This window comes from Stenotrophomonas oahuensis (assembly GCF_031834595.1).
In the GTDB taxonomy this organism is placed as follows: domain Bacteria; phylum Pseudomonadota; class Gammaproteobacteria; order Xanthomonadales; family Xanthomonadaceae; genus Stenotrophomonas; species Stenotrophomonas oahuensis.
Window position 1 is genome coordinate 591,831 of sequence record NZ_CP115541.1, and the last position, 12,043, is coordinate 603,873.

8 protein-coding genes are annotated in these 12,043 nt (G+C 65.4%); 4 read left to right on the forward strand and 4 right to left on the reverse strand.

The features are described from left to right. Positions 1 to 55: 55 nt before the first annotated feature. Complete coding sequence (locus PDM29_RS02605; protein WP_311192346.1) at positions 56 to 673, forward strand: hypothetical protein; 618 nt, start codon at positions 56 to 58, stop codon at positions 671 to 673. A 69-nt stretch (positions 674 to 742) separates the two neighbouring features. On the opposite strand, the gene clpB is transcribed toward PDM29_RS02605, so the two are convergent. Beyond that, positions 743 to 3,328 carry an ATP-dependent chaperone ClpB gene (clpB, locus tag PDM29_RS02610; protein ID WP_311192347.1) on the reverse strand — a complete coding sequence of 862 codons (2,586 nt, stop codon included), beginning with the start codon at positions 3,326 to 3,328 and terminating at the stop codon, positions 743 to 745. 224 nt (positions 3,329 to 3,552) lie between these two features. Between clpB and PDM29_RS02615 the strand changes: the two genes are divergently transcribed. Continuing rightward, a complete protein-coding gene (locus tag PDM29_RS02615; protein WP_311192348.1) occupies positions 3,553 to 4,263 on the forward strand; it encodes a glutathione S-transferase in 711 nt (236 codons plus the stop codon). 97 nt (positions 4,264 to 4,360) lie between these two features. Here the strand turns inward: PDM29_RS02615 and PDM29_RS02620 are convergent, their stop codons facing one another. The 3 genes from PDM29_RS02620 to PDM29_RS02630 all read right to left on the reverse strand — a co-directional run bounded on the left by PDM29_RS02620 (position 4,361) and on the right by PDM29_RS02630 (position 8,437). Next, entirely contained in the window at positions 4,361 to 5,959 is a 1,599-nt protein-coding gene (locus PDM29_RS02620) for a SulP family inorganic anion transporter (protein WP_311192349.1), read from the reverse strand. A 171-nt stretch (positions 5,960 to 6,130) separates the two neighbouring features. Further along, positions 6,131 to 7,852 carry a thiamine pyrophosphate-dependent enzyme gene (locus PDM29_RS02625; protein ID WP_311192350.1) on the reverse strand — a complete coding sequence of 574 codons (1,722 nt, stop codon included), beginning with the start codon at positions 7,850 to 7,852 and terminating at the stop codon, positions 6,131 to 6,133. Between the two features lie 99 nt (positions 7,853 to 7,951). Beyond that, positions 7,952 to 8,437 (reverse strand): DUF3574 domain-containing protein, encoded by a 486-nt coding sequence (locus PDM29_RS02630; RefSeq protein WP_311192351.1) that lies wholly within the window; start codon positions 8,435 to 8,437, stop codon positions 7,952 to 7,954. A 217-nt stretch (positions 8,438 to 8,654) separates the two neighbouring features. Between PDM29_RS02630 and PDM29_RS02635 the strand changes: the two genes are divergently transcribed. Beyond that, positions 8,655 to 11,102 (forward strand): TonB-dependent receptor plug domain-containing protein, encoded by a 2,448-nt coding sequence (locus PDM29_RS02635; RefSeq protein ID WP_311192352.1) that lies wholly within the window; start codon positions 8,655 to 8,657, stop codon positions 11,100 to 11,102. 162 nt (positions 11,103 to 11,264) lie between these two features. Then, positions 11,265 to 12,032, forward strand: coding sequence for a trehalose-phosphatase (gene otsB / locus PDM29_RS02640; protein ID WP_311192353.1), 768 nt, complete (start codon positions 11,265 to 11,267; stop codon positions 12,030 to 12,032). Positions 12,033 to 12,043: the final 11 nt, after the last annotated feature.

The window sequence follows — 12,043 nt, forward strand, 5'->3', positions numbered from 1 at the left end:
GCATACTCGGCACGGAGCAGGAACAGGGGGTTCCTGCCCACATCAAGGATCGACCATGCACTCTGCCGTACGCACCACCCTTGCAGGCCTGCTGCTGTTCGGCAGTTTCATGGCCAAGGCCGATGTTTCCACCGGGAGCGGCACCCTGAATCTTCAGGTTGAACGACTCGCGTCGGAAGTCACGTTGAGTACCGATCAGCAGGAGGATGTCCGCTATGGCGGCATCACCTGGGGCCTGCATGGCAAGGAAATCGTTCTGGTGCAGGTCGAGCCACGCTTTGTGGACCTGGATTATGGCTTCACCACACGCTATGGATTCAGCCACTCCTTGCAGCTGCCCGCCGGGACCTACGCGGTGACCGTGGTGGGCTTGGAGCCGCGCCAAAGCTACAGCATCGAACGCCTGATGCACCGTGCAGCTTTCGTCAACAGCAAGATCCGCACCGTGACTATCGAAGCCGGCAAGACCACGGGTATCCGCGTTGCCCCGGTGATTCCGGACGAGGACGCGACCAAGCCGTTCATTCCCACATTCCTGGCCAGCATCACCGCACCGGATGTCTCATTTGAGGACACCGACAAGAAGCAGGTGCCCAGCGCCATCAGCCTGCGCGGCCGGAGCTCGATTGCCTGGCCGGACTATCGCGGTGCGGTGAAGTTCGTGCCGCGTTGAGACTGATGTAGAGCGGGGCTCTGCCCCGCTGCGCAGAGCACAGCCGGGCAAGCCCGGCTCTACATGGCATCAGCCTTTGGCGAAGATCAGCTTGCCGTCGGCGGCGTCCACCTTGATCACATCCCCGGTAGCGAAATCGCCCGACAGAATGCGCTGCGCCAGCGGGTTCTCAAGCTGCGCCTGTATCGCACGCTTGAGCGGACGTGCGCCATAGATCGGATCGAAGCCCACATTGCCCAGCAAGCCGAACGCGTCATCGCTGACCTCGATGCGCAGGCCCCGTTCGGCCAGCCGCTTTTCCAGGCCGTGCATCTGGATGCGCGCGATCTGCTTGATCTGCGCCTTGTCCAGCGGGTGGAACACCACGATGTCATCCAGCCGGTTGATGAACTCCGGACGGAAGTGCGCCTGTACCACGCCCATCACGGCGGCCTTCATCTGCGTGTAGGCCTCCGGGCTGTCGTCGCTGCTCATGTCCTGGATCTGATGCGAGCCCAGGTTGGAGGTCATCACGATGACGGTGTTGCGGAAGTCCACTGTGCGGCCCTGGCCATCGGTCAGGCGACCGTCGTCCAGCACCTGCAGCAGGATGTTGAACACATCGGTGTGTGCCTTCTCCACCTCATCCAGCAGAATCAGCGAATACGGGCGACGGCGCACCGCCTCGGTGAGGTAGCCACCTTCCTCGTAGCCCACGTAGCCCGGGGGCGCACCGATCAGGCGCGCCACGCTGTGCTTCTCCATGAACTCGCTCATGTCGATGCGGATCATGGCGTCGCTGCTGTCGAACAGGAATTCGGCCAGCGACTTGCACAGCTCGGTCTTGCCTACACCGGTGGGGCCGAGGAACAGGAACGAGCCGCTCGGACGGTTCGGGTCGGACAGACCCGCGCGCGAGCGGCGCACTGCGTCGGAGACGACCTTGATCGCCTCTTCCTGGCCGACTACGCGTTCGTGCAGCACATCTTCCATGCGCAGCAGCTTCTCGCGCTCACCTTCCAGCATGCGGTTGACCGGAATGCCGGTCCAGCGTGAGACCACCTCGGCGATTTCCTCGGCGGTCACCCGGTCCTGCACCAGCTTGAACTCGGTGGCCTCCGCTTCCTGCGCGGCGGCCAGCTGCTTCTCTAGTTGCGGCAACTGCCCATACTGCAGCTCGCTCATGCGGCCGAAGTCCTGGCGGCGCTGGGCCGATTCCAGTTCCAGCTTCACCTGCTCGATCTGTTCCTTGATCTTGGTGGTGCCCTGCAGGGCGGCCTTCTCCGACTTCCAGATTTCATCCAGGTCGGAGAACTCCCGCTCCAGGGCGTCGATGTCGGTTTCCAGATCCGCCAGACGCTGGCGCGAGGCGTCGTCCTTTTCCTTCTTCAGCATCTCGCGCTGGATCTTCAGCTGGATCAGGCGACGCTCCAAGCGGTCCAGTTCTTCCGGCTTGGAGTCGATCTCCATGCGGATGCGCGACGCGGCCTCGTCCATCAGGTCGATGGCCTTGTCCGGCAGCTGGCGGTCGGCAATGTAGCGGTGCGACAGCGTCGCGGCCGCCACAATCGCCGGGTCGGTGATCTCCACGCCGTGGTGCACCGCGTACTTTTCTTTCAACCCACGCAGGATGGCGATGGTGTCTTCGACGCTGGGCTCGCCCACGAACACCTTCTGGAAACGGCGTTCCAGCGCGGCGTCCTTTTCGATGTACTTGCGGTACTCGTCCAGCGTGGTCGCACCCACGCAATGCAGTTCGCCACGGGCCAGCGCCGGCTTGAGCATGTTGCCGGCGTCCATCGCGCCGTCCGCCTTGCCCGCACCGACCATGGTGTGCAGCTCATCGATGAACAGAATGATCTGGCCTTCGCTCTTGGCCAGGTCGTTGAGCACGCCCTTCAGTCGTTCTTCGAACTCACCACGGAACTTGGCCCCCGCGATCAGCGCGCCCATGTCCAGCGACAGCACACGCTTGCCGCGCAGGCCTTCGGGCACTTCGTCGTTGATGATGCGCTGGGCCAGACCTTCCACAATCGCGGTCTTGCCCACGCCGGGTTCGCCGATCAGCACCGGGTTGTTCTTGGTCCGGCGCTGCAGCACCTGGATGGTGCGGCGGATCTCCTCGTCACGGCCGATCACCGGATCGAGCTTGCCGCTCTCGGCACGCGCGGTCAGGTCGATGGTGTACTTCTCCAGCGCCTGGCGCTGGTCTTCGGCGTTTTCCGACTGCACGCTTTCACCGCCGCGGATCTTGTCGATGGCCGCGGTTACGCGGGCCTTGTCGGCCCCGGCGGCGCGCAGGGCCATGCCCAGGGTGCCGCTGTCTTCCAGCGCGGCCAGCACGAACCACTCGCTGGCAATGAAGGCATCGCCATGCTGCTGGGCCAGCTTGTCGGTGGCGTTGAGCAGGCGGTTCAGGTCGTTGCCCATCGACAGGTTGCCGGCCTGGCCGGTCACCTTGGGCAGCGCGTCCAGCGCCTCGGTCAGGCGCTCGCGCAGCACCGGCACGTTGACGCCGGCCTGCGACAGCAGCGGGCGCGTGCTGCCGCCCTGCTGGTCGAGCAGCGCGGTGAACACGTGCACGGGTTCAAGGATGGAGTGGTCGCGGCCCACGGCCAGCGACTGCGCGTCGGCCAGCGCCTGCTGGAAACGCGAGGTGAGCTTGTCCATTCGCATGGGGGATCCTCTTCAAGGTCGTGGCCAGCGTCGCCGGCCGTATCAGATGTACCGGATATGCGGTTGCCGCAAAGTGATTCAAGTCAGCGACAAGCGGACGCCCTCATCGTTTGTGACCCTATTCACACTCGGCTGAGGGACGTATTGCCACGGTGGGGACACCACGCTCACAGCGGCTTTCGGACGGCGACGGGAAGCTGGAAACCCCCTGAAGGAGCCCCCGCATGCACTACCAGCTTTACTACTGGACCGGGATCCAGGGCCGCGGCGAGTTCATCCGCCTTGCGCTGGAAGACGCCGGCGCGTCCTATACCGACATGGCACGTGAGCACGGCGACGAGGTGATGACCCCCTTCCTGGAGGGAAGCAAGGAGGGGTTGCAGCCGTTTGCCCCGCCCTTCCTGGTCAGCGGGCGGCAGGTGATCGCGCAGGTCGCGGCGATCCTCGATCACCTCGGCCCGGAGCTGCAGCTGGTGCCCGAGGCCGCGTCGCGGCGCGTGCAGGCCCTGCAACTGCAGTTGACCATCGCCGACCTGGTCGCCGAGGTGCACGACACGCACCACCCGATTGCCGGCTCGAAGTATTACGAAGACCAGAAGGACGCTGCCAAGGCACGCGCGGCCTCGATGCGCGCCGAGCGGATGCCGAAGTTTCTGGGCTGGTTCGAACAGGTGCTGGAAGCGAACGGCGGCCTGCATCCCCTCCGCGAGCATTCGTATGTGGATCTGTCGCTGTTCCAGCTGGTCAGCGGACTGACCTACATGTTTCCGCGCCGCATGCAGGCGCTGCGCGGCGAGCTGCCGTTGCTGCATGCGCTGCATGACCGGGTGCTGCGGCGGCCGAACGTGGCGGCGTATCTGGCCTCGGAGCGGCGGCTGGCGTTCAACACCAACGGAATTTTCCGGTATTACCCGGAGTTGGATGGGGATGCGTGATTGCGGTCACGACCAACGGTCGTGACCTACCCTTCGCCGCATCCGTCATCGCACGGTACATGACGACCGTGCGCCGCATCGATCAGCGCCCGGTAGATCACGACCGTTGGTCGTGATCGCTCTTCTGCAAGGACAGCAACGCCAGCAACGCCGCCAAGCCCACATACGCCCCGGTGAACTGCCAGCTGATCAGCTTCGGCAACCCTTCCAGCGCCCACGGCAGGTAAATACCGCCGCGCGGGTCCACCGAGTGGATCAGCCCGAACAGCGTCAGCGCGGCGGCCACCAGCAGAATGCCGGACGCGCGCAGCAGCTTGCCGTCGATCATCGCCACCACGGCGGCGATCCACAGCATCGAGGTGATGATGAAACCGTTGCCCAAGGTGAAGATCACCGCCAGTTCCGGCAGGCCGTGACCATCCAGGGTGGTGGTCATGGCCACCAGTTGCTCCGGCGCGATCCAGCCCGGGGCCTTGATCGCCAGCAGGTACGCCACTGAAGGCAGGAAGCCGAGCACCATCGCGCCGGCATGCTCGCGCGGCGTGGCCTGGAAAGCCTGGGTGGTGATGTCGATGGCGACGTACACAATGATCGGGGCCAGCACCGCCAGCGGCAGCCACTGCACCAGCCCGGAGATCACTCCCAGCATGCCGCCGATGCCGACGAACAGGCCGGTGAGCAGCGTGTAGCCACTGCGCGCGCCCATGTGCTTGTAGGCCGGCTGGCCGATGTAAGGGGTGGTCTGCGCCACACCACCGCACAGACCCGCCACCAGCGTGGCCACGGCTTCCACCAGCAGGATGTCGCGGGTGCGGTAGTCATCGCCTGCCGCGCGCGCGCTTTCTGATACGTTGATGCCGCCCACCACCATCAGCAGCCCGAACGGCAGCAGCAGCGGCAGATAGGTCATGGCGGTGGGCAGGCCCTCGATGAAGCCCAGCGTCGGCCACGGCAGCACCACCTGCGGCGGCGTCCATTCCGGCACCTTGAAGCCCGGCGCGCCCAGACCCGCCAGGCCCAGCCCGTAATACAGCACGGTGCCGAAGATGAAGGCCACCAGCACGCCCGGGGCGCGGATCGGCAGCTTGCGCTTGGCCACCAGCACGTACAGCAGCAGGCCCAGGGTGACAAAGCCCACCACCGGCGAACGCAGGGTTTCCAGCAGCGGCAGGAACCCCATCAGCACGATGGCGATGCCGGCAATCGAGCCCAGCAGCGAGGCACGCGGCAGCGCGCGGGTCACCGCCTCACCGAAGAACGACAGGATGATCTTCAGCACGCCCATGATCACCAGCGAGGCCATGCCCAGCTGCCAGGTGGCGATGGCCGCGTCATGCGGGGCCAGCCCCTGCGCCTTGAACGCCAGGAACGCCGGGCCCAGCACCAGCAGCGCCATGCCGATGCTGGTCGGTGCATCCAGCCCCAGCGGCATGGCGGTCACATCATCGCGCCCCGTGCGTGCGGCCAGACGCCGTGCCATCCAGGTGTACAGCACGTTGCCTACCAGCACGCCGAAAGCGGTGCCCGGGAACATGCGCCCGAACACCACGTCGGCCGGGAACTGGAAGATGCCCACCAGCGCCATGGCGATGAAGCCCAGGATCGACAGGTTGTCGACCACCAGACCGAAGAAGCCGTTGAAATCGCCGGCAACGAACCAGCGCGGACGTCCGGAGACGGAGGGGGATGCGGACATGCGGGAGGAGGACGCGATGGGGGGTAACCGATGGTAGGGCTTCGTTGCCGTCAACAACAGGTACGCCCGTGGAACACCGGGTAGCGCCGGCCGTTGGCCGGCGTACCGACCAACGGTCGGTACCTACCGTCGTGGGTCTCCCCGGTAGGTCACGACCGTTGGTCGTGACCTTCAGGGTTTATTGAGGAAATTGTTCGCCAGCAGATCCCGCACATCCCTTACCCGCCCGCTCAGCACCGCCTTGACCGCATACAGCGCGGTGCCGGCCACCTGCCTGGCCTCCACCTGCGGCGGCATCACCAGCTCGGTGGGGCTGGTGTGGACGTCCAGCAGCGCCGGTCCCGGGTGGGCCAGCACGTCCTGCACCGCCTGCTCCAGGTCCTCGCTGCGGGTCACGGTACGGCCGTAGAAGCCGATCACCTCGGCCAGGCGGCCGAAATCGGGGTTCTTCAGATCGGTGTAGTTGTCCAGCAGCCCTTCCACCTTCTGCTCCAGCTCTACGAAGTTCAGCGAGCTGTTGTTGTAGACCACCACTTTGATCGGCAGGTTCTCCTGCACCGCAGTGAGCAGGTCCCCCAGCAGCATGGCAATGCCGCCGTCGCCGGAAAGCGAGATCACCTGGCGGCCCGGGAATGCCTTCTGCAGTCCCAAGGCCTGCGGCATGGCGTTGGCCATCGTGCCGTGCAGCAGGCTTGTCAGGGTGCGGCGGCGACCGTTGGCGCGGATGTGGCGCAGAATCCACACCATCGGCGAACCACCGTCGGCAGTGAACAGCGCATCGTCGTTGGCATGCCGGTCAATCAGCGCGGTCAGGTGCTGCGGGTGGATCAGCGTGCCCTCGCCCGGCTGTTCTTCTTCAGCGCGCGTGGCCAAAGCCTTGTCACGGCGCTCGATGCATTCGTCCAGGAAACTGCGGTCCTCACGTGGCGGCAGCAACGGCAGCAGCGCCTCCAGGGTCGGGCCGATGTCGCCGACCACGCCCAGCTGCACCGGATGGCGGCGACCCAGGTGGCTGCCATCACGGTCCACCTGGATCAGCGTGGCCTTGTCCGGGTAGTACTGGCCCCAGGCGAAATCGGCTCCCAGCAGCAACAGAGTGTCGCAGGCCATCAGGGTGTGGAAGCCGGATTCGATGCCGAAGATGCCGGTCATGCCCATGTTGTACGGGTTGTCGTACTCCACGAAGTCCTTGGCCCGCGACGTGTGCGCGATGGGAGCCTGCAGCCGCTCACCCAACGCCACCAGCGCGTCATGCGCGTGCTCGCAGCCTGCGCCGGCGTAGATGCCGATCCGCTTTCCTTCGGCAATCAGACCTGCGATCCGCTGCAGCTCCTCGTCGCTGGGGCGCAGCACGGGCTGGGTGAAATGCACGCCGAACGGCACGTCGTGCTTCACCTCGGCCTCGCTGATGTCGGCGGGCAGGATCACCACCGCCACGCCGCGGCGGCTGATCGCCGCCTGGCAGGCCAACGCCACCACGCGGCGCGCCTGTTCCGGGCTGTGCACCTGCTCGCAGAACACGCTGCAGCTGGCATACACCGCCTTGAAGTCCACTTCCTGCGGGAACTCCATGCCCAGTTCGGCGGTGACGATCTGGCTGGCAATCAGCACCAGCGGCGCGCGGTTGCGGTTGCTTTCGAAAATGCCGTTGATGAAATGCAGGCTGCCCGGACCGCAGGAGCCTGCGCAGGCGGTCAGCTGCCCGCTGATCAGCGAATCGGCCCCGGCGGCAAACGCAGCCACCTCTTCATGGCGCACGTGCACCCAGTCGATGTCGCTGCGATGGATGGCATCGGTGACGTGATTGAGGGTGTCGCCGACGATCCCGTAACAGTGGCGCACACCGGCCGCCTGCAGGGTTTCAACGACAATTTCGGCAACGCGCTTGCTCATGACAGGGCTTCCACAGTTCCGGGGGAAGCTGCAGCCTAGTCCTGTGCAGGTGACACCGGCGTGCGAGAAAACGCCGGTTCATACCAATGTATGTCTCTGTTAAAACGAAACTTCCACCGCCTGCTGCGCCCACAGCACACTCTGGTGTCCCGTGGCCTGCTTCCACGCCAGCCGGATCGCCTCGATGTCGGCGCGACGCTGCGGGGTGTTCTCATGCAGCACCACCAGCACCTTGGTGCGCAGGCGGTTGGGTTCTTTCGCGCCACGGAACAGCCACTGGCCGTAGGCATCGAACACGGTCAGGCCATCAGGGAAGCGCGGCGTGACCTGCTTGTCGAGGAACTCGCGCCACTGCGTTTCGGTGATCGCATCGGTCTGCTTGCGCTCGGATGCCCCGCTCTCTTCGCCCACGCCGAAGTACAGCTCGCTGCGCACCCAGCCTGCGGCGGCGTCGGGACGTGCGGCGTCGCCCTGCAGGGTAGCGGTGACGGCCGCGGGTTCCGCCGGCCGGGTCGTCGGGCCCGATGTGGTTGCGCAGCCGGCGGCGGTGAGGATGAGGGCGAGCAGCAGAACATGGGCTTTCATGGGCATTCCGGAACAGGGGGCTTTGGGAGGGTACGGCGGACACGCATGGCGTGTCCCTACGCCGTGGAATTCAGTCATAACGCATGGTCATAACGAGCATGGCCCCCCGCGACCTTGCGGTGCAGCATCACGCGGGGATAATATATCGCTTCATCCGGATGGATGTAAATGTAACTATCCGGATCCTCCCTGCCCCCGTCGTTCTGCTGGAGTTCGCATGTCCCGCCCGTCCGCGTCACGCCTTGGCCTTGCCATTGCCCTGGTCCTTCCCGCTCCCCTGCTGGCCCAGGACCTTCACGCGCAGGACGCGCCGGCTTCGGCCACCACGCTGGACACGGTGATCGTCACCGGTACCCGCGCCATTGACCGCACCGTGCTGGAATCCACCTCACCGGTGGACGTGCTCACCGCTGAGGACATCCGCAAGGCCGGCGTGGTCAACGGCGAACTCGGCAGCGCCCTGCAGACCCTGCTGCCGTCGTTCAACTTCCCGCGCCAGTCCAACTCCGGTGGTGCCGACCATGTGCGCGCCGCGCAGCTGCGCGGTCTTTCGCCCGACCAGGTACTGGTGCTGGTGAACGGCAAGCGCCGCCACACCAGCGCGCTGGTCAATACCGACAGCAAGATCGGCAAGGGCACCACGCCGGTGGACTTCAACTCGATTCCGGTCAGCGCGATCTCGCGCATCGAAGTGCTGCGCGACGGTGCCGGCGCGCTGTATGGTTCCGATGCGGTGGCCGGGGTCATCAATGTGATCCTCGACAACGCGCCCGAAGGCGGTGCGATTGAAGCCAGCTTCGGCGCGCACCACACCGACCTGAAGCCGATTGACCGCACCATTACCGACGGCCAGACCAGCTTCTTCAGCGCCAAGGTCGGCACCGGGCTCGGTGACAACGGCGGCTTCCTGCGTGTGGGTCTGGAACTTAAGAACCGCGAAGGCACCAACCGCGCCGGCTTCGACCAGATTCCGCCGTGGGACCAGAGCGACACCAACCTTGCCCTGCAGGGCCAGCGCAACTACGTGCTGGGCGATGGCAAGACCAAGGATCTGAACGCCTGGATCAACAGCGAACTGCCGTTCGGTGAGACCTCGAAGTTCTACTTCTTCAGCACCTTCAACCAGCGCGACAGTGAAGGCGCGAACTACTTCCGCTACCCCGACAGCGATGCCAACTGGACAGAGGTCTATCCGAACGGCTACCGCCCGATTTCGGAAGGCGAGAACCGTGACGTGCAGGCCGTGGCCGGCGCGAAGGGCCAATGGGGCGAATGGAACTACGACGCCAGCCTGGACTACGGCTTCAACACCTTCACCTACCGCCTGCGCAATTCGCTCAACGCCTCGCTGGGCCCGACCAGCCCGACCACGTTCAAGACCGGCGACTACCGCAATGAACTGACCGTGGGCAACTTCGACCTGGGCCGGGTGTTCACCCAGGGCAACAACAGCCACAGCCTGGGCCTGGGCCTGGAAGCGCGCCGCGACCACTACCAGACCCGTCCGGGCGATGCAGCCAGCTACGCCGCGGGCCCGTACACCGACCGCCCGACCGGTTCGCAGGCCGGCGGAGGCTTGACCCCGCAGGATGCCACCTCGCTCTCGCGCGATGTCGCCAGCGCGTACGCCAGCCTGTCCAGCACCTTCGGTGACCACTTCTCCAGCGACCTGGCCGCACGCTATGAGCACAGCGACGACTACGGCGGCGAGCTGACCGGCAAGTTGGGCCTGCGTTATGAGTTCACCCCGGCGTTCGCGCTGCGCGGTGCCATCTCCAACAACTTCCGCGCGCCGTCACTGGCACAGATCGGCTATGAATCCACCTCCACCGGGTACAACGCTGCCGGCCAGCTGGTGCAGGGCCGCACCCTGTCGGTGAACAACCCGATTGCCCGTGGCCTGGGTGCCACCGACCTGAAGCCGGAAAAGTCGATCAACACCAGCCTGGGCTTCACCAGCCGCATCGGTGACCACTTCGATGTGTCGCTGGACTTCTACCAGATCGATATCGATGACCGCATTGCGCTGTCGGAAAGCATCACCGGTGATGCACTGACCGACTACGTGCAGCAGCAGTTCGGCGTGGCGGGTCTGCAGAGCGCCAGCTTCTTCGTCAATGCCGCCGACACCCGCACCCGCGGCGCGGAACTGGTGAGCAACTGGCGGCAGTCGCTGGGCGGCGGTGAGCTGGTGCTGACCGGCACCTACGCCTACAACAAGACCACGCTGAAGAACGTGCTGGCCACGCCGGCCAACCTGCTTGCACTCGACCCGGACTACGTGCTGTTTGGCCTGGAGGAAACCAACACGCTGACCGATGCCACCCCGCGTACGCGCGGTTCGCTGGCGGCGGCATGGAACAATGACCGCTGGGCGCTCAACAGCCGCTTGACCCGCTACGGCAGCGCCACGCGGGTGTTCAACTTCGGTGACGGTTACATTCCGCGCCAGACCTATGGCGCGGAATGGCAGCTGGACGCGGAAGTGGAGTTCAAGATCACCCCGCAGTGGAGCGTGGCGCTGGGTGGTCAGAACCTGACCGACAATTACTCGGACCTGTCCAACGAGGACATCTATTACTTCGGCAACCTGCCGTATGACGTGTTGTCGCCGATTGGCAGCAATGGTGCCTATTATTACGGGCGCGTGCGGTATACGTTCTGATCCCCGGTGACGACCAACGGTCGTCACCTACCGATGATCCGGTAGCGCCCGACCGTTGGTCGGGCGGCGGCGCAACGCGCCGTGAACCCGCGGCAACCGGACGCCATCGGGATGTGGTTGTCATTACCCGACAATCACATCCGCGCTGGCATGTTGGCTTCCATGGCCAACGACTTCCCCCAACGTCCGCCGCCGCCACTGCTGGACGATGCCTGCGCGCTGTTCCTGGACGTGGACGGCACCCTGATCGAATTTGCCGACGACCCCGAGGCAGTGCGCCTGCTGCCCGAGGTACGCGAGGCGATCGGACGCATCAGTGACCGGCTCGAAGGCGCGGTCGCGCTGATCAGCGGCCGACCGCTGGAGCAGCTGGATACGCTGTTCGCTCCGCTGCGACTGCCCGCCGCCGGCCTGCATGGCCACGAACTGCGCACCCATCCCACGCTCGATCCGCCCGCGCATGATGCGGCCGACGACAGCAACACCAGCACCTGGCTGCACGCCGTACACCAGCAGGCGATGCGCTTCGCGCACGGCCATCCTGGCGTGCTGGTGGAAGACAAGGGCCGCAGCCTGGCCCTGCACTGGCGCGGCGCGCCGCACGCCGGCACCGAGGTGCAGCAATTTGCTGAACGCCACATCCGTGGACACAGCGGCTATCGCCTGCAACCGGGCGACCATGTGGTCGAGTTCGTGCCCGTGGGCAGCGACAAGGGCCGCGCCATCCGCCAGCTGATGCAGCACACCCCGTTCCGCGGGCGCGTGCCGGTATTCCTGGGCGACGACCTCACCGACGAATATGGCTTCGATGCCGCCAACACCCTGCACGGCTGGAGCGTGCTGGTGGGTGCGCGCGAACCCAGCGCAGCGGTGTTCGCCCTGCCGCAGATCCGCAACGTGCATGGCTGGCTGCGCGAGAACGCTTACTGAAACTGGAAATC

What these genes read in the sequence shown, in the direction of transcription:
- PDM29_RS02620 (WP_311192349.1), bottom strand. Translation starts at nt 5,959, where the DNA reads ATGTCCGCATCCCCCTCCGTCTCCGGACGTCCGCGCTGGTTCGTTGCC.
- PDM29_RS02630 (WP_311192351.1), bottom strand. Translation starts at nt 8,437, where the DNA reads ATGAAAGCCCATGTTCTGCTGCTCGCCCTCATCCTCACCGCCGCCGGC.
- PDM29_RS02605 (WP_311192346.1), top strand. Translation starts at nt 56, where the DNA reads ATGCACTCTGCCGTACGCACCACCCTTGCAGGCCTGCTGCTGTTCGGC.
- PDM29_RS02615 (WP_311192348.1), top strand. Translation starts at nt 3,553, where the DNA reads ATGCACTACCAGCTTTACTACTGGACCGGGATCCAGGGCCGCGGCGAG.
- PDM29_RS02635 (WP_311192352.1), top strand. Translation starts at nt 8,655, where the DNA reads ATGTCCCGCCCGTCCGCGTCACGCCTTGGCCTTGCCATTGCCCTGGTC.
- clpB (WP_311192347.1), bottom strand. Translation starts at nt 3,328, where the DNA reads ATGCGAATGGACAAGCTCACCTCGCGTTTCCAGCAGGCGCTGGCCGAC.
- otsB (WP_311192353.1), top strand. Translation starts at nt 11,265, where the DNA reads ATGGCCAACGACTTCCCCCAACGTCCGCCGCCGCCACTGCTGGACGAT.
- PDM29_RS02625 (WP_311192350.1), bottom strand. Translation starts at nt 7,852, where the DNA reads ATGAGCAAGCGCGTTGCCGAAATTGTCGTTGAAACCCTGCAGGCGGCC.